The sequence below is a fragment of the Streptomyces sp. JLBJ103 genome, from assembly GCF_058215575.1.
On sequence record NZ_CM177089.1, the window covers coordinates 3,619,583 to 3,636,511 of the forward strand.

The 16,929-nt window shown below is 72.3% G+C and carries 14 protein-coding genes; 3 read left to right on the plus strand and 11 right to left on the minus strand.

Translation table 11 applies throughout. From position 1 onward, the window contains the following. Positions 1–52: 52 nt before the first annotated feature. Entirely contained in the window at positions 53–1,336 is a 1,284-nt protein-coding gene (locus AC4BEG_RS15810) for an adenylosuccinate synthase (protein ID WP_490706509.1), read from the minus strand. 214 nt (positions 1,337–1,550) lie between these two features. Here AC4BEG_RS15810 and AC4BEG_RS15815 point away from each other — a divergent pair, with 214 nt between their 5' ends. After that, complete coding sequence (locus tag AC4BEG_RS15815; RefSeq protein WP_490707094.1) at positions 1,551–2,567, plus strand: hypothetical protein; 1,017 nt, start codon at positions 1,551–1,553, stop codon at positions 2,565–2,567. Between the two features lie 611 nt (positions 2,568–3,178). Here the strand turns inward: AC4BEG_RS15815 and AC4BEG_RS15820 are convergent. Next, positions 3,179–3,700: a GbsR/MarR family transcriptional regulator gene (locus AC4BEG_RS15820; protein WP_490706510.1), complete on the minus strand. Its 522-nt coding sequence runs from the start codon at positions 3,698–3,700 to the stop codon at positions 3,179–3,181. Between the two features lie 92 nt (positions 3,701–3,792). Here AC4BEG_RS15820 and AC4BEG_RS15825 point away from each other — a divergent pair, with 92 nt between their 5' ends. Further along, the gene (locus AC4BEG_RS15825) at positions 3,793–4,710 is read left to right on the plus strand and encodes an ABC transporter ATP-binding protein (RefSeq protein WP_490706511.1); all 918 of its coding nucleotides are present in this window, start codon (positions 3,793–3,795) and stop codon (positions 4,708–4,710) included. Beyond that, entirely contained in the window at positions 4,707–6,356 is a 1,650-nt protein-coding gene (locus tag AC4BEG_RS15830; RefSeq protein WP_490706512.1) for an ABC transporter permease, read from the plus strand. The genes AC4BEG_RS15825 and AC4BEG_RS15830 overlap by 4 nt, the downstream gene beginning before the upstream one ends. Positions 6,357–6,501: 145 nt before the next feature. Here AC4BEG_RS15830 and AC4BEG_RS15835 read toward each other — a convergent pair whose 3' ends face one another. From AC4BEG_RS15835 to fbaA, 9 genes are all read right to left on the minus strand, one after another. Beyond that, positions 6,502–7,725: a cytochrome P450 gene (locus tag AC4BEG_RS15835; protein WP_490706513.1), complete on the minus strand. Its 1,224-nt coding sequence runs from the start codon at positions 7,723–7,725 to the stop codon at positions 6,502–6,504. 26 nt (positions 7,726–7,751) lie between these two features. After that, positions 7,752–8,447 (minus strand): response regulator, encoded by a 696-nt coding sequence (locus tag AC4BEG_RS15840; RefSeq protein WP_490706514.1) that lies wholly within the window; start codon positions 8,445–8,447, stop codon positions 7,752–7,754. Beyond that, positions 8,444–9,760 (minus strand): sensor histidine kinase, encoded by a 1,317-nt coding sequence (locus tag AC4BEG_RS15845; RefSeq protein WP_490706515.1) that lies wholly within the window; start codon positions 9,758–9,760, stop codon positions 8,444–8,446. The genes AC4BEG_RS15840 and AC4BEG_RS15845 overlap by 4 nt, the downstream gene beginning before the upstream one ends. A gap of 259 nt (positions 9,761–10,019) precedes the next feature. Further along, positions 10,020–10,925, minus strand: coding sequence for an alpha/beta hydrolase family protein (locus AC4BEG_RS15850; protein WP_490706516.1), 906 nt, complete (start codon positions 10,923–10,925; stop codon positions 10,020–10,022). Further along, entirely contained in the window at positions 10,922–12,193 is a 1,272-nt protein-coding gene (gene kynU, locus AC4BEG_RS15855; RefSeq protein WP_490706517.1) for a kynureninase, read from the minus strand. Before kynU ends, AC4BEG_RS15850 begins: the two co-directional genes overlap by 4 nt. Next, the gene (locus tag AC4BEG_RS15860; RefSeq protein WP_490706518.1) at positions 12,186–13,094 is read right to left on the minus strand and encodes a tryptophan 2,3-dioxygenase family protein; all 909 of its coding nucleotides are present in this window, start codon (positions 13,092–13,094) and stop codon (positions 12,186–12,188) included. Before AC4BEG_RS15860 ends, kynU begins: the two co-directional genes overlap by 8 nt. 214 nt (positions 13,095–13,308) lie before the next feature. Further along, on the minus strand, positions 13,309–13,722 hold the full coding sequence (locus tag AC4BEG_RS15865) for a DUF3151 domain-containing protein (protein ID WP_078642619.1): 414 nt from the start codon (positions 13,720–13,722) through the stop codon (positions 13,309–13,311). Between the two features lie 176 nt (positions 13,723–13,898). Next, the gene (locus tag AC4BEG_RS15870; protein ID WP_490706519.1) at positions 13,899–15,569 is read right to left on the minus strand and encodes a DHA2 family efflux MFS transporter permease subunit; all 1,671 of its coding nucleotides are present in this window, start codon (positions 15,567–15,569) and stop codon (positions 13,899–13,901) included. A gap of 138 nt (positions 15,570–15,707) precedes the next feature. Further along, positions 15,708–16,733, minus strand: a complete 1,026-nt coding sequence (gene fbaA, locus AC4BEG_RS15875) for a class II fructose-bisphosphate aldolase (protein WP_490706520.1) — start codon at positions 16,731–16,733, stop codon at positions 15,708–15,710. Positions 16,734–16,929 lie beyond the last annotated feature (196 nt).

Consider the following 16,929-nt stretch of genomic DNA (forward strand, 5'->3'; position numbering starts at 1 on the left):
TCCCCGGCCGTTCAGGGAACGGCCGGGGACTTCGTCGTCTTCGAGCCCCGGCTCAGAGGAACGAGTTGATCTGGATCGTCTCGTCACGCCCCGGGCCGACGCCGATCGCCGAGATCGGCGCGCCCGACATCTCCTCCAGCGCCTGGACGTACCGCTGCGCGTTCTTCGGCAGGTCGTCGAAGGTCTTCGCCTTGGAGATGTCCTCCGTCCAGCCCGGCAGCATCTCGTAGACGGGCTTGGCATGGTGGAAGTCGGTCTGGCTGTAGGGCAGCTCCTCGACCCGCTTGCCGTCGATCTCGTACGCCACACAGACCGGGATCCGCTCCCAGCCGGTGAGCACGTCCAGCTTGGTCAGGAAGAAGTCGGTGAGACCGTTGACCCGGGTCGCGTAGCGCGCGATCACCGCGTCGAACCAGCCGCAGCGGCGGTCGCGCCCGGTGGTCACACCGCGCTCCCCGCCGATGGTGCGCAGCTTCTCGCCGTCCTCGTCGTGCAGCTCCGTCGGGAACGGGCCCGCGCCGACGCGGGTGGTGTACGCCTTCAGGATGCCGATCACGCGGTTGATCTTCGTCGGGCCGACCCCGGCGCCGGTGCAGGCACCGCCCGCGGTCGGGTTGGAGGAGGTGACGAAGGGGTACGTGCCGTGGTCGACATCGAGCAGGGTGCCCTGGCCGCCCTCGAAGAGCACGACCTTGCCCTCGTCGATGGCGCTGTTCAGCACCAGGGTGGTGTCCGCGACAAAGCCCTTGAGCTCGTCCGCGTAGCCGAGCAGCTCCTCGACCACCTGGTCGACGGCGATGGCGCGCCGGTTGTAGAGCTTGGCCAGGACCTGGTTCTTGAAGTCCAGAGCGGCTTCGACCTTCTGCCGCAGGATGGACTCGTCGAAGATGTCCTGGACCCGGATGCCCACGCGGTTGATCTTGTCCGCGTAGGACGGGCCGATGCCCCGGCCGGTGGTGCCGATCTTGCGCTTCCCCAGGAAGCGTTCGGTCACCTTGTCGAGGGTCGTGTGATACGGCGTGATCAGATGCGCGTTACCGCTGATCATCAGCTTGGACGTGTCGACACCGCGCTCGTTGAGCCCGCTCAGCTCGGAGAGCAGGACCGCGGGGTCGACGACAACGCCGTTGCCGATGACCGGGGTGCATCCGGGCGAGAGGATTCCGGACGGGAGGAGGTGCAGCGCGTACTTCTGGTCGCCGACGACGACCGTGTGGCCTGCGTTGTTGCCGCCCTGGTAGCGCACCACATAGTCAACCGAGCCGCCGAGCAGGTCGGTGGCCTTTCCCTTGCCCTCGTCACCCCACTGAGCACCGAGCAGCACAAGTGCGGGCACAGGCGTACACCCCTTCCGGGCGGGGCATGTCCAACGTGCGTAGTGGCGTGCGCCACCACCAGAGCCGTCGAACCGGTGCCCCGGATAGACGAAGCCCCTGGCGCAACAGCGACAGGGGCTCTTGCACCGAGAGATTACCTGAGGAAGGACCGAGGTGTCGGCTCCAGATCCCTGGCACTCTCCTCCGGACACCGTCCGGGAGCGCCCCCTGCTTGTGGTCATCGACCCCTCTGCCCGGCGAACGGACGGGGAGTCGGTGCGCATCGCGAAGGATGTGCTGTGCGCGGGCGCACAGACAAAAATCTGCCTGCCGGACGGTCCGGACGAAGTCGAGCGGGCCCTCGCCCGCCGCGGCGCCCGCCGCCCGGTGGTGATCGGCGACGACCGTGCGCTGCTGCGGGTGGTGGAGCTGCTCCACCGCCGCCGGGAGCTGACGGACGCCACCTTGTCGGTGGTCCCGGTCGGCGGCCCGGCCACGGTCGCCCTGGCCCGGTCCCTCGGTGTGCCGACCGATCCGGTCACAGCCGCCCGTACGGTCCTCGACGGGGCCGCGCGCCCGCGTGACCTGCTGGTGGACGACAGCGGCGGGGTGGTGCTCGGAGGCTTGCGGATCCCGTCCGGCCCGCGGACGGACCCGCCGGTACGGCCCGGCGGCCACGATCCGCTGGAACCGCACGATCCGCACGGCGCCGGGGCGGCACCGCCCGTCGGCACCGGCCCGCCGCCCGAGTCCGGCACCGGGTCGGACACCGGTCCCGGCACCGGTCCCGGCGGCGCCAACGGCCACCGGGACCGCCGGGACCCGGGCGCGGGCCCGCCCGGCGACGGCTCCCAGCCGTGGTGGACCCCGGCGGCGCGCACCGCGCGCACGGCCCTGACGCTGCTGTCCCTGCCGGTCATCGGCCTGACCGGCGGCTCCCGCCGCCGCGTCCACCCGCCGCCCCCGCACCGGCTGCGGATCGAGGCGGACGGGGTGCTGCTGACCGATCTGGACCGCCCGGTGACCCGCGTATCGGTCTCCACGGCCGGACCGGACGACGGCGGACTGGCCGAGGTCGTGGTCCACCCGCACGCGGCGGGCGGCCCGGTGCGCGCGCTGGCACGGGCGGTCACCGTCTCCGGCCAGGACTTCCGCTACCGGGCGGACGCCCTGGTACGCGGCCCGGTCCGCAGCCGCACCTGGACCGTCCTGACGGAGGCGTGGACCCTGATCCTCCCCCACCGCACCTGACCCCCGCCGGAGTCCCACTCAACCCCCTCGCGGCGGGCCCGCCCGACAGGCACTCGGCGCGGGCCGGAGCCCGCCGCCCCGGCCTCAGGGTGTCGTAATCCGGACGCCGGGCGACGGTGTCCACGGCCTCCGGGCCCAGCGGCGAAAGACCGCCACGCGCGGAGGGACGACGGGCCGGGCCCGGTCCCCCGTCGCCCTAGGTGTCCTGTCCTGTCGATCTTCGTGGATCAGCCCGCGGCGTCTGGTGAGGGGGCACCTCCCAGCGGTAGCTGGGGGAGGATCGCAGGAGGGTCGTCCGCGTACTGGGCATACTCGGAAGATCCCGACAACGCGGCGAGGCGCGGTGCCAGACGTCGCGGGCCCGCGAAGATCGGCAGGAGGAGGGCCTAGCGGCAAGCCCATGCCCGGTGCGGTCCGATGGCCACGTACCTGCGCGAGCCACACCGCGCGGGTAGGCCGGACCTTGCGGGTACAGACGGCCGGCTGCCGCCCATGGCGCGGGCCGGGCCACAGCGGGTACGCGCCGCGGCAGGGCGACCCCCTCCAGCCGAGCGGCAAAAGACCCGCCACGCACGGAGGAACGACGCGGCCGAGCCCGTCTCCGCGTCCCCCTAGCAGCCAGCGGCCTCGCGGCGAGCGGCTTGGTGAGCGCGCCAGCGGTCGAGCATCTTGGGGAGTTCCTGCTGCATGAACTCGAAGAACTCAGCCGTCTCGGACACCCGCAGCCCCGCCGGGGTGTCGGGCCCGAGCACCTTGGCGCCGTCGCGCATGGTGCTCTCCCAGCGCGCGAGGAGCTGATCGCGGCGAGTGATGGTCTCGTACCAGAGCTCGTTGTGCAGCCGGTAGCGGTCGCGGCGCGAACCGGGCTCGCGCTCACGCGTGACCATGGCCACCTGGGTGAGGTAGCGGACCGCCCCCGAGACCGCGGCCGGGCTGATCTGGAGCCGCTCGGCCAGCTCGGCCGAGGTGAGCTGGCCGGAGTCGGAGACGAGCAGTGCCGCGAAGACCCTCGCACCCATCCGCTGCATCCCGGCCTCGGCCAGATCCGCCGCGAACCGCTCGACAAACCGGGACACCGCCTCGGGGTCCCGCGAGACAGTCGGCACGTCCTCCGCTTGCGTCGTCTCACTCACCGGCTCATCATCTCCCCTCTTCGTCACATCATCATAAGTTTATATGGTTCCTTAACTTCACAAATTTGTGAAACTAGCGTAGCTTCGGAAATATGAAGACGGCAATCTCCGCGTCCGGCCTGCACAAGTCCTTCGGCCGGACCCATGCGTTGGACGGCCTCGACCTCGAAGTCGAGGCAGGTGAGGTCCATGGCTTCCTCGGCCCCAACGGCGCCGGGAAGTCCACCACCATCCGGGTCCTGCTGGGGCTGCTGCGAGCCGATGCCGGTGCGGTCCAGCTCCTCGGCAAGGACCCCTGGCACGATGCGGTCGAGCTCCATCAGCACATCGCGTACGTCCCCGGGGACGTCACCCTGTGGCGCAACCTCAGCGGTGGCGAGGTCATCGACCTGTACGGGCGGCTGCGCGGCGGGCTGGACACGGCACGGCGGGCCGAGCTCCTGGACCGGTTCGAGCTCGACCCCACCAAGAAGGGGCGCACCTACTCCAAGGGCAACCGCCAGAAGGTCGCCCTGGTCGCCGCGTTCTCCTCCGAGGTCGAGCTGCTGATCCTGGACGAGCCCACCTCCGGGCTCGACCCGCTGATGGAGGAGGTCTTCCGGGAGTGCGTGGCCGAGGAGCGTGACCGCGGCCGCACGGTGCTGCTCTCCAGCCACATCCTCAGCGAGGTCGAGGCGCTGTGCGACCGCGTCAGCATCATCCGCAAGGGCAAGCGGGTGGAGTCGGGTTCGCTCGCCCAGCTCCGCCATCTGACCCGTACGTCCGTCACCGCCGAGCTGGCCGAGCCGGTCAACGGACTGACCGGTCTCCCCGGCGTGCACCACGTCGACATCCGGGACCGGTGCGTCAAGCTCCAGGTCGACACCGACAAACTGGACGGTGTGCTGCGCCAGTTGACCCAGTCGGGGGTGCGCAGCCTCATCTCCACCCCGCCGACGCTGGAGGAGCTCTTCCTCCGGCACTACCAGGACGACGTCACCCGCGCCGAAGAAGGGGCTGTCGCCCGATGACCGCCGTAGCCGACACCCGGGTCTCCCCCCGCACCCGCGGATCGGCCAAGGACCTGGCCGGCACCGGCACCCTGCTGCGGCTCGCGCTGCGCCGCGACCGGATCATGATGCCGGTGTGGGTGCTCTGCCTCGGGCTGACCGCGAGCAGCACCGTCGGCCGCCTCAAGAGCGCGTACGACACCCCCAAGGCCCGCTCCGACCTCATCGCGGACATGAATGGCAACGGCTCGACGAGAGCCCTGTTCGGAGCCGCCTTCGACGATTCACTCGGCGCGCTCACCGTCTGGCGGGTGGGCGGGTTCCTCACGGTGTTCGCCGCGATCATGAGTCTGCTCATCGTGATCCGACACACCCGTGAGGAGGAGGAGACCGGCCGTCAGGAGGCGCTGTCCGCCTGTATGGTCGGCCGCCGCGCGGGGCTGACCTCGGCCCTGCTCGCGGTGGGCATCGCCAATGCCGCGGTCACCGTTCTGATCGCGGGCAGTCTCGCGGGCCAGGGCGGCACCGGCGCGCTCGCGTTCGGTCTGGCCGTCGGTCTGTCCGGGATGGCCTTCGGCGGGCTGGCCGCCGTCGCCGCCCAGCTCACCGAGAACGCGCGGCTGGCCCGGGGGCTGACCTCCGCGGCCGTCGGCGCCGCCTTCGTGCTGCGGATGGCGGGCGATGCCGCCGAGGACGGTTCCCAGGGCTCCGGCCATCTGCTGGTCTGGCTCTCACCCCTGGGCTGGGCGGAGTACGCGCGGCCGTTCGCGGACGAGCGCTGGTGGCCGTTGCTGCTGATCGCCGTGCTCGCCGCCGCCTCCACCGCGCTGGCCTACTCCCTCGCGGGCCGTCGCGATGTCGGCGCCAGCTTCTACGCGACCCGACCCGGGGCCCCGGCCGCCGGGGCGGCTCTCAAGGGGGTCTACGGGCTGGGCTGGCGGCTCCACCACGGTGCGCTGCTCGGCTGGTGCGCGGGCTTCGTCTTCACCGGTGCCATCTTCGGCGCCATCTCGGACGGTGCCGACGAGTTCCTCGGCGACAGCGACCAGACCCGCGAGATCATCCAGCGGATGGGCGGGGCCCAGGGGCTGAACGACGCGTTCCTTGCCTCCATGGTCGGCATCCTCGGCACCACCCTCACCGTCTACACCGCAAGTGCCGTGCTGCGGCTGCGCGGTGAGGAGACCGACCAGCGCGCCGAGCCGCTGCTGGCCAACGCGGTCAGCCGGCTGCGCTGGGCCGGAAGCCACCTGGTCTTCGCCTATCTGGGCCCGGTCGTCGTGCTCGCGGTCGGCGGCCTCGCGCTGGGCGTGGGCTATGGCGTGGCCGCCGGCGACATGGGCGGGATCCCGCGTGCCGTGGGCGCCTCCCTCGCCCAGGCCCCCGCGCTGTGGGTGGTCACCAGCGCCGCCGTCTTCCTGGTCGGTGTGGTGCCGAAGTACACGGCCGCGGCCTGGGCCGTGGTCGGCTGGGTGGTGACCCTGAGCTGGATGGGCCCGGCGCTCAAGATGCCCCAGTCCGTGATGGACACCTCGCCGTTCACTCATCTGCCCAAGCTGCCCGGCGGCGATGTCACCGCCGCGCCCTTCCTGTGGTCGCTGCTGATCTCGGTCGTTCTGACCGCCGGAGGTCTGGTGGGACTGCGCCGTCGCGACATCGGCGGCTGACCCCCGTCGGCCCACCGCCCCGGCCCCTCGGCGCCGGCCCGCACCCCCCGTGGCGGCCGGCGCCGAGTGCTGTCCGGGGCCGAGCGCTGTCCGGGGCCGCCCCCGTCATCCACAGGGTGTGGATGACGGGGGCCGGTCGGGACGGTCAGTTCTCGACCAGCAGCTCCGTCAGCCCCCGGATCACAAAGCCCGGCCGCCACTCCGGCTCCCTCACCAGCCGCAGTCGGGGCGCCTTGCGGAGCAGCGCGCCGAAGGACGCCATCAGTTCAAGGCGGGCCAGCGGGGCGCCCAGGCAGTAGTGGATGCCCGCGCCGAAGCTGAGATGAGGGTTGTCCGCGCGCGCGAGGTCCAGGGTGTCGGGACGGTCGAAACGCGCGGGGTCGCGGTTGGCCGAGCCGAAGAGCAGGGCCACCTCGCTGCCGCGCGGAATGACCGTGCCGCCCACCTCGATGTCGTCCAGCACCCAGCGCTCGAAGAGCTGCAACGGGGTGTCGTACCGCAGCAGTTCGTCCACCGCGGTGGGTAGCAGCGCGTCCGGGTCGGCGCGGAGCGCCGCCAGCCGGTCGGGGTGGCGGAAGAGCGTCCACCAGCCGTTGCCGGTGGAGTTGACCGTCGCCTCGTGCCCCGCGTTGAGCAGCAGCACACAGGTGGAGATCATCTCCTGCTCGGAGAGCCGGTCGCCCTCGTCGTACGCCGCGATCAGCGCACTGATCAGATCCCCGCCCGGGTCCTTGCGGCGGGCGGCGATCAACTCCCGCAGATAGGCGGAGAACTCCAGCGAGGCGCGCACCGCCCGCCGCGCGGTCTCCTCCCCCGGGTTCAGCTCGTACATCCCGCAGATGTCCGCCGACCACGGGCGCAGCGAGGCCCGGTCGGCGGGCGGGATGCCGAGCATCTCCGCGATGACGGCCACCGGCAGCGGCTCGGCGACCGAGGCGATGAGATCGCCGCCACCGGAGGCGAGGAAGGAGTCGACCAGCTCGCCCGCCAGCCGCTCGATCGTCGGGACCAGCGCCTCGACCGTCCGCGCGGTGAACGCCTTGGAGACCAGCCGGCGGATCCGGGTGTGGTCCGGCGCCTCCAGATCGAGCATCCCGTGGTCATTGAGGATGTGGAACGGCTCGTGCTCGGGCGGCGGCGCGGTACGCCCGAACTCCTCGTGGCTGAACCGGTGCAGATAGCTGCGGCCCAGCCGGCGGTCGGCCAGCAGCGCGCGGACGTCGTCGAAGTGCGGGATCAGCCACTGCCGGGACGGCTCGAACCAGTGCGCCCGCCCGCTCGCGCGCAGCTCGGCGTAGGCCGGGTACGGGTCGGCGACGAACGACGGCCGCCACGGGTCGAAGGCGGGAAGCGGCACGGAGCTGGTCATGCCGGGACGGTACCGCCCCGGCGGCCTCAGCCTCCAGGGGTCACCAGCCGGGCCTCGTAGGCGAAGACCGCCGCCTGGGTGCGGTCCCGCAGCCCCAGCTTCACCAGGATCCGGCTCACATGGGTCTTCACCGTGGACTCGGCGACCACCAGATGTTCGGCGATCTCGGCGTTGGACCGGCCCTGGGCGACCTGCACCAGCACCTCGTTCTCCCGCTCGGTCAGCTCGGCCAGCCGCTCAGCCACGGGCGGCGGCGTTCCGAACCCGGTGGACTCGCCGATCCGCGAGAAGGTCGAGATCAGCCGCTTGGTGACGGTGGGCGCCAGCAGCGCCTCGCCCGCGGCCACCACCCGCACCGCTTCCCCGAGCTGACGGGCGGAGGCGTCCTTGAGCAGAAAGCCGCTCGCCCCCGCGCGCAACGCCTGGTACACGTACTCGTCGAGGTCGAAGGTGGTCAGCACCAGCACCTTGGCGTCGGCGTCCGCCGCGATGATCTCGCGGGTCGCCTCCAGTCCGTTGACCTCGGGCATCCGGATGTCCATCAGCACCACGTCGGGTCGCAGCTTCGCGACCTGCCGGATGGCCTGGCGGCCGTCGACCGCCTCACCGACCACCTCGATATCGGGCTGGGCGTTCAACAGAACGGAGAAACCCTCCCGGACCATGACCTGGTCGTCGGCGATCAGGACGCGGATGACGGCCGCCCCGTCGGTCCCGGTCATGCCGCCGCCTCCGCGTCCCCGGCATCCACCGGGATGAAGACGGCGACTTCGTATCCGCCGTCCTCCGCGGCTCCGGCCGTCATCTCGCCGTTCAGCATGGTCACCCGCTCCCGCATGCCCAGCAGCCCGTGGCCCACCCCCGGCGAGGGGCGGACGGTCCGGGTGGCCGGGCCGTTGACGATCCGCAGCCCGATGCCGCCGAGCACATACCCGATTTCGACGCGGGCGGTGGAGCCGGGGGCGTGGCGCAGCGCGTTGCTGAGCGCCTCCTGCACGATCCGGTACGCGGACAGCTCGACGCCCGGCGGCAGCGGGCGCACCGCGCCGATGGTGAGGTGCTCGACGGTCAGGCCCGCGGCCCGGACCCCCGCGAAGAGCGTGTCCAGCGTGGCGAGGGTGGGCTGCGGCGCCTCCGGGTCGGCGTCGGCGTACGCCTCGGGGTTGTCGGCGCGTACGACCCCGAGGACCCGGCGGAGTTCGGTGAGGGCGGCCACGGCGTTCTCCCGGATGGTCGCGAAGCTCTTGGTCAGCTCCTCGGGCGGGTTCTCCACCCGGTAGGGGGCGGCCTCCGCCTGGATGGCGATGACGGACATGTGGTGGGCGACGACATCGTGCAGTTCACGGGCGATGGTCGCGCGCTCCTCCAGGAGCGTACGGCGGGACCGCTCCTCGACGGTGGCCGACTCCTGCACGGCGACCTGCTTTCGGGTCTCGAGCAGACTGCGGGTGGCCACGACCGCGCCCACGACCAGACAGGAGACCAGCACCATCGAGAGGGTGTCGGAGGTGCGGCTGCTGACGGCGTCGGAGGTCACCCCGAACACGGCCGTGAGCACCAGCATCTGGACGGCGGTGCGGGGGCGGGTCTGCGCCGCGACCACGGCCATCACCGCGATCTGCGCGGCGAACAGGGGCCCGGGCCAGGGCCAGGTGTCGTAGAAGTAGAAGTCGTATCCGGTGGCGTCCGCACCCGCCGCGATCCCCACCGCGAACGACAGCCACCAGGCCCCAGCAGGCCGGAACATCGAGAGCGCCAGCGGCACCGCGCAGAAGGCGGCGAGCAGCACGTTTCCGCCGGAGTTGTGGCCGAAGCCGAGCACCCCCAGGACACAGGCGCACGCGGTGATCGCCGCGTGCGGCAGCCAGCTCGCATACGACCGCACCCGCGCGGGCAACCACCGCATCAGCCGGTGCGATGCGCCGAGCGGCGGCAGCGGGCGGAACGCGAAGGCGTCTCTGATCAAGTCTTCCCACAGCCCGGACAGCACGCTGCGGGCCAGGCGGAGTTCGGTGCGCGGAATCGTCTCGGTCACGCATCACACCGTAGGGAGCGGGCAGGTAGGCGTCGTCCCCACCGGTGCGGATTCCCGGGCGTCCGTCTCAAGTACTAGGTCCTGTCCGGTGGGTCTTTGAGGAGCAGCCCGCGGCGTCTGGTGCCGTACATCGCAAGGCGGAGGATCGTCCTCGTACTGGGCGTACTCGGGCGGTCCGACAACGCAGCGAGGTGCGGTGCCAGGCGTCGCGGGCCCGATAAGACCCACCGGACAGGGCCTGGGAGACGGGTCCGTACGGTCAGCGGACGTCTTCGGAGACGATCCTGCTGATCTCGTCGACGACCGTGCGCGCGGCGGGCGCCGTGGGATCGATCAGCGGGAAGTGTCCGGCCCCGGCGATGCGGACGACCCGCAGTGGCTGCCGGGCGACGGCCGCCGCCGCCGCGAAGGAGTCCACGACCTGCGGTGGCACATCGGCGTCGGTGCCGCCCTGCACCACCGTGGTACGGACACCGGTGGGCAGCAGCGCGGCGGGATCGGCGAACGGCAGCCGGGCCGCCGCTTCGTCGCCGGTGCCGAGGAGTTGGTCCACCGCGCCGGAGCAGACGCGCAGCGCGCGGGCGGTGGTGAAGTCCGCGATGGGGGCGAGGGCCACCACCCCGCGGACACGCGGCGGCGCGGACAGCCGCCAGGGCACCCCCGGCGGCAGCCGGTGCCGCGCCGCCGCCCACAGCGCGGCGTGTCCGCCCGCGGAGTGCCCGGCGAGCACGAGCCGTTCGGTGTCGACACCGGGCAGCGCGCACTCCCGCACCAGGCCCGGCACGGCGTCCACGACGGCGGCGATGTCGTCGAACGTCTCCGGCCACCGCCCGGCGCGGGGCGGGCCGGTGGTGGCGGCATGGGCGGACGGTCGTGCACCCCGGCGGTATTCGCCCAAGGCCACCGCGAAGCCCCGGGCGGCGAGGTGGGCGGCGAACGGGGAGAGATGGCGGCGGTCGTAGGGGGCGCGCCAGGCACCGCCGTGGAAGAGCAGGACCAGCGGGGCGGCGCCACCCCCCGCCCCCTCGGGCGGCAGGTGGAAGTCCACCACCTGGTCCGGGTGTTCGCCGTACGCGGCGGTGGCGTCCGGCGCCACCGGGGCGAGGCCGAAGAGGGACGCCTCCTCGGCCGCCGTGACCCCGGCGGGGTCCGGTGGGTCCGTCACCCGGCCACGCCGCCCTCCGACGGCTCCCCCGCCCGGCCGGCCGCCGTACCGTCCACCAGGACCTCGGCCAGCACCCGCGCCGCCCGCTCCACATCCGCGAACCCCGTGTACAGCGGGGTGAAGCCGAAGCGCAGCACATCGGGGTTGCGGAAGTCGCCGACCACACCGCGCCGTATCAGCTCCGCCATCACCGCGCCCGCGTCCGCGCACCGCAGCGCGACCTGGCTGCCGCGCCGCTCGTGCTCGACCGGGGTGATCGACTCGACCCGGCCGGCCGGGACGTACGCCCCGACGCAGCGCAGGAAGAGGTCGGTCAGGGCCAGGCTCTTGGCCCGCACCGCCTCGATCGCGACGTCGTCCCACACCTCCAGCGCGGTTTCCAGCGCCAGCATGGAGAGGATGTCCGGGGTGCCGACCCGGCCGCGGACCGCGCCGTCGGCGGGAGCGTAGGCGGGCTGCATGCCGAACGGGTCGGCGTGCGAGTTCCAGCCGGGGAGCGGTGAGTCGAAGCGCGGCTGGTGTTCGTGCGCCACATACAGATACGCGGGCGAACCGGGGCCGCCGTTGAGGTACTTGTACGTACAGCCCACGGCGAGGTCGACCCCGTGCGCGTCCAGCCCGACCGGCAGCGCGCCCGCGGTGTGGCACAGATCCCAGACGACGAGCGCGCCCGCGGCGTGCACGGCGTCCGTCGTCCCGGGCAGATCGTGGAGCCGGCCGGTCCGGTAGTCGGCATGGTTGACCAGTGCCACGGCGGTACGCGGGCCGACCGCGGTGGGAACGTCGGCCGCCGCCACCGGCCGCAGCGTGCAACCGGTCATCCGGGCCGCGGACTCGGCGATATAGCCGTCGGTGGGGAAGGTGGCCTCGTCGACGAGGATCTGGTCGCGGTGGGCGCCGCGCGCCTGGGCGATCCGCACCGCGCCGACCACCGCCTTGAAGACGTTCACGCTCGTCGAGTCGCCCACGACCACCTGGCCGGGGGCCGCCCCGACCAGCCGTCCGAGGCGGTCGCCGATCCGCTCCGGCGCGGTCCACCAACCGCTCTCCTCCCAGGAGCGGATGCGCAGACTGCCCCATTCCCGGGTGATGACATCGGCCAGCCGGGCGGGGACACCGCGCGGGAGCGCGCCGAGTGAATTGCCGTCGAGATAGACGGTGTCGTCGAGGGCGAAGGCATCGCGCTTGGCGCGCAGTTCATCGGCCGCGTCCAGCCGCGCGGCCTCGTCGGTCAGTGCCGGGGCGCCGGAGATCGTGGTGTCAGACATGGCTGCGCGCCGTCCACAGCTCGGGGAAGACGTTCTTCGTCGCGCGCTTCTCCAGCCAGGCGACTCCCGCGGAGCCGCCGGTGCCGGTCTTGGCGCCCATCGCCCGCCGGGTGGCCACGAGATGGTCGTTGCGCCAGCGCCACACCAGCTCGGCGACCTCGGTGAGGGCCTCGCCGAGCCGGATCAGCTCGTCCTCCCGCGGTCCGGGGGCGGAGTAGATCTCCTGCCACACCCGCTCCACTCCGGGGTCGGGTGCGTACCGCAGGGCGGGGTCGCGGTCCAGGACGGCGGCCGGAACGGCGAAGCCGCGGCGGGCGAGGAACCGCAGCACCTCGTCGTAGAGGCTGGGCTCGGTCAGCGCCTTCTCCAGCTCGGCGTGGACCCGCGGCGCACCCCGGTGGGGGACCAGCATGGACGCGGACTTCTCGCCGAGCAGGAACTCCATCCGCCGGTACATCGCGGACTGGAAACCGGAGCCGTCGCCGAGCGCGGAGCGGTAGGCGTTGAACTGACCCGGGGTGAGATGCGCGAGCGGCCTCCAGGAGCTGTTCAGCGATTCCAGCTCCCAGGTGGAGCGCTTCAGCGCGGCCATCGCGGTGGGCAGGTCGTCCTCGCGCAGCGCCTGGGCGGCGGTGCGCCACTCGTGGACGATGACGGTGAACCACAGCTCCATGACCTGGGTGGTGACCAGGAAGACCATCTCGCCGGGGTCGTCGGACAGCGGGTGCTGGAGGTGGGTCAGAACCGAGGCCCGGACGTAGTCCTCGTACGGGGTCGTGCCCTGGAAGTCGAGATGGGGGGCCTCGGGCTCGGCGTCCGGAGCGGCGGACTCCGGCGTGGCGGACTCCGGCGGAGGGACTTCCTGCGGGGCGGTGGCGTTCGGGGCAGGCTGCTGCGACATCGCGTCTCCTGAGTACTGCTCGCTACCGGGTAGCGGTCCGCCCCTTCCGTGTGGTCCTGGGCCCCGGTCCCCTCAGGGCCCGCATCAACGGGCCCTGTCCGCATCATGCGTGTCACGGGTGTGTTCGGCAAGTGCGGATCACAGACGGATCGGGGCCCGTCGGGACGGAACACCGCCCGACGGGCCCCGGGTTTCCGGGATCGGAACGACACGCTCAGGAGAGCGTGTCCGCCGCGGTCGGGGAGCTCTCCCGGAGGAACGTCGAGCAGCGCTCGTACTCCTCCTGCTCACCGATGGACTGGGCGGCGCGGGCGAGCGCGTGCAGCGCACGCAGGAAGCCGCGGTTGGGCTCGTGCTCGAACGGCACCGGGCCGTGGCCCTTCCAGCCGCTGCGGCGCAGGGCGTCGAGCCCGCGGTGGTAGCCGGTGCGGGCGTATGCGTAGGACTCGACCACCCGGCCGGCCTCGAACGCCTCGTCGGCGAGCTGCGCCCAGGCCAGGGAGGAGGCCGGGTACTTCGCGGCGACCTCGGAGGGGGCCGCGCCGGAGGCGAGCAGCTCCCGGGGCTCCGGGTCGTCGGGCAGATGGGTCGGGGGCGGTCCCCCGAGCAGGTTCTCGTGAATGGCCATGGGTTCCAGTCTGCCTGGTCCGGCCCCGCCCCCGATACGAGGCACGGGGTCTGCCCCGGCACCCGCCGGGCCCCCGCGCGCCCCTCCCCCGAGCGGGAACCGCTGTGGATGGGGCGGGGTGCACACCGGATCACCCTGCGTTGGCATGCCCGCACGCTCGGACGCGGAGCGTGTGCTCACCCCTGGTGTTCGCCGGGGTCCAGGGGTGGGGCGGAGACACCGCAGTGGTAGGCGCATTGGGGGCGACACGGGGCGTGAGGGCGCTCCTCGCGCCCTGCGGCGCCCGCCGCCTCCACGGGGGCCCCGGCCTCCTCCCGCGGCGCCTCCGGGGGCTCCGGCGACTCCAGCACATCTGACCGCACCGTGGTCCAGGCCAGGACCGCACCCACCACCAGCACCAGCGCGCAGATCGGCATCGCCCGCCGGAAGGACTCCGAGAAGAGGTCCGCGGACCGGTACGCCTCCTCGCTCATCCCCGCCAGCAGCGGCAGGGCCGCCACCGCGACCAGGCCCGCCGCCCGCGCCGCCGCGTTGTTGATACCGCTGGCCAGGCCCGCCCGGGAGACATCCACCGAGGCCAGTACGGTCGCGGTGAGCGGGGCGACCAGCACCACCATGCCCAGCCCCAGCACCAGCAGCGCGGGCAGGATGTCCCGCCAGTAGACCGCGCCCACCCCCGCCCGGGTGATCAGCAGCATCCCGGCCGCGCACAGCAGCGGGCCCACGGTCAGCGGGATCCGGGGCCCGATCCGCTTGCCGAGCTCGCCCGAGCGGGCCGACAGCAGCAGCATCAGCACCGTGGTCGGCAGCAGCGCGGTGCCCGCCCCCAGGGCGGAGTAGCCCACCACCACCTGGAGCTCCACCACGGTCAGGAAGAAGAAACCGCCGAAGGCCGCGTACACGCACAGCGTCACCGCGTTCACGGCGGTGAACTGGCGCGAGGCGAAGAGCGACAGCGGCAGCATCGGCTCGGCCCGCCTCCGCTCCACGGCGACGAAGGCCACCCCCAGCAGCACCCCGAGCACCGCCGGGACCACCACACCGGGCGATCCGCCCTCACCCGGCGCGGCGATCAGCGCATAGGTCACCAGGCCGAGCGAGAACGCGCCCAGCGCGGCGCCCAGGACATCGAACCGGCCGTGCGCCGCCGGGTCGCGGGTCTCGGGGACATGGCGCAGCGCGACCGGGACACACACCGCCGCCAGCGGCACATTGAGGAAGAACACCCAGCGCCAGCCGGGCCCGTCCACCAGCCAGCCGCCGAGGAACGGCCCGATCGCCGCGCCGACCCCGCCGAAGCCGGACCACAGCCCGACCGCCCGCGCCCGGTCGTCGGGGTGGATCACGGACTGGATCAGGGCGAGCGAGCCGGGGGTGAGCAGCGCGCCGCCGATGCCCTGGAGGGCGCGGGCGGCGATCAGCACTCCGGCGTGCGGCGCCAGCCCGCACAGCAGTGAGGCCAGGGCGAACCACACCACTCCGACCACAAAGATCCGCCGCCGTCCGAAGCGGTCGCCGAGCGCCCCGCCGAGCAGGATCAGCCCGGCGAGGGTGAGCATGTAGGCGTTGACGGTCCACTGGAGAACGGCCAGGTCGGCGTTGAGATCGAGCCCGATACGGGGCAGCGCCACATTGACCACGGTGCTGTCGAGCAACGCCATGGAGGATCCCAGCACGGTGGTGAGCACCACCCAGCGCCCGGCGGGCTCGGAGAGCCGCACCCGGGCCGGTCCCCCCTCACCGGGCGGACCGCCGCCCGGTGAGGGGGGACCGCCGCCCGGTGAGGGGGGACCGCCGCCCGCCGCCTCCCCACGTGCCGCAGCGGGCCGGGGCGAGGATTCGCTCATACCTGGATCATCCTCGGGCCGCCCGCCGGAGGCCAGCCCGCGTGCGCACGCAGCGGCGATACGGACCGGGCCCGGGGCTCCGCCGTGATGGCGGGGCCCCGGGCCCGGAGGGACGCGTGCGCGAAAGGCGCGGCCGCGTTACTTGCTCAGCTTCGTACCCGTGGAGCGCAGGTTGGCGCACGCCTGCGTGACACGCTCGGCCATGCTCTTCTCGGCCGGCTTGCCCCAGCTGCGCGGGTCGTAGGTCTTCTTGTTGCCGACCTCGCCGTCGACCTTGAGCACACCGTCGTAGTTGCGGAACATGTGGTCCGCGATCGGGCGGGTGAAGGCGTACTGGGTGTCGGTGTCGAGGTTCATCTTCACCACACCGTTCTCCAGCGCGGTGAGGATCTCCTGCTCGGTGGAGCCGGAGCCGCCGTGGAAGACGAAGTCGAACGGGTCCTGCTGACCGGACTTCGCGGCGATGCCGTCCTGGAGCTGACGCAGCAGCTCCGGGCGGAGCACCACATTGCCCGGCTTGTAGACGCCGTGGACGTTGCCGAAGGACGCGGCCAGCAGGTAGCGGCCCTTCTCACCCAGACCGAGGGCCTCGGCGGTGCGCTCGACATCGGCGACGGTGGTGTACAGCTCGTCGTTGATCTCGTGTGAGACGCCGTCCTCCTCGCCACCGGTCGGGGTGATCTCGACCTCGAGGATGATCCTGGCCTTGACGGCCTCGGCCAGCAGCTCCTGCGCGATGGCGAGGTTGTCGTCCAGCTTCTCCGCGGAGCCGTCCCACATATGGGACTGGAACAGCGGGTTCTGCCCGTTCGCCACCCGCTCCTGGGAGATCTTGAGCAGCGGACGGACATAGCCGTCCAACTTGTCCTTGGGGCAGTGGTCGGTGTGCAGCGCGATGTTGACCGGGTACTTCTTGGCGACGACGTGCGCGAACTCGGCGAGCGCGACCGCGCCCGTCACCATGTCCTTGCTGTACTGACCGCCCAGGAACTCGGCACCACCGGTGGAGATCTGGACGATGCCGTCGCTTTCCGCCTCGGCGAAGCCACGCAGTGCGGCGTGCAGGGTCTGGGTCGAGGTCACGTTGATCGCCGGGTAGGCGAACTTGCCTGCCTTCGCCCGGTCGAGCATCTCGTTGTAGATCTCAGGGGATGCGATGGGCATCTGTCCGCTCCTTGTGATGTGCGGGTGAGGTTCTGGGCCCTGACCTAGAGGGGCGACGTCATCGTCACGGCCATCTTTCCAGACTCCACCGATTGCTCCACCCGGCGCACTCGGGGATGACACGGAAGGGGTCCGGAGGTTTCACGTGAAACCACCATGCCGACGATGCGCGGGGCCCCGGTGGTCCCGGCTCGGC

Bases quoted from the DNA above. Each gene is read 5' to 3' on its own strand.
- AC4BEG_RS15830 (WP_490706512.1), top strand. From the start codon at position 4,707: ATGACCGCCGTAGCCGACACCCGGGTCTCCCCCCGCACCCGCGGATCG.
- AC4BEG_RS15825 (WP_490706511.1), top strand. From the start codon at position 3,793: ATGAAGACGGCAATCTCCGCGTCCGGCCTGCACAAGTCCTTCGGCCGG.
- kynU (WP_490706517.1), bottom strand. From the start codon at position 12,193: ATGTCTGACACCACGATCTCCGGCGCCCCGGCACTGACCGACGAGGCC.
- AC4BEG_RS15870 (WP_490706519.1), bottom strand. From the start codon at position 15,569: ATGAGCGAATCCTCGCCCCGGCCCGCTGCGGCACGTGGGGAGGCGGCG.
- AC4BEG_RS15840 (WP_490706514.1), bottom strand. From the start codon at position 8,447: ATGACCGGGACCGACGGGGCGGCCGTCATCCGCGTCCTGATCGCCGAC.
- fbaA (WP_490706520.1), bottom strand. From the start codon at position 16,733: ATGCCCATCGCATCCCCTGAGATCTACAACGAGATGCTCGACCGGGCG.
- AC4BEG_RS15865 (WP_078642619.1), bottom strand. From the start codon at position 13,722: ATGGCCATTCACGAGAACCTGCTCGGGGGACCGCCCCCGACCCATCTG.
- AC4BEG_RS15860 (WP_490706518.1), bottom strand. From the start codon at position 13,094: ATGTCGCAGCAGCCTGCCCCGAACGCCACCGCCCCGCAGGAAGTCCCT.
- AC4BEG_RS15835 (WP_490706513.1), bottom strand. From the start codon at position 7,725: ATGACCAGCTCCGTGCCGCTTCCCGCCTTCGACCCGTGGCGGCCGTCG.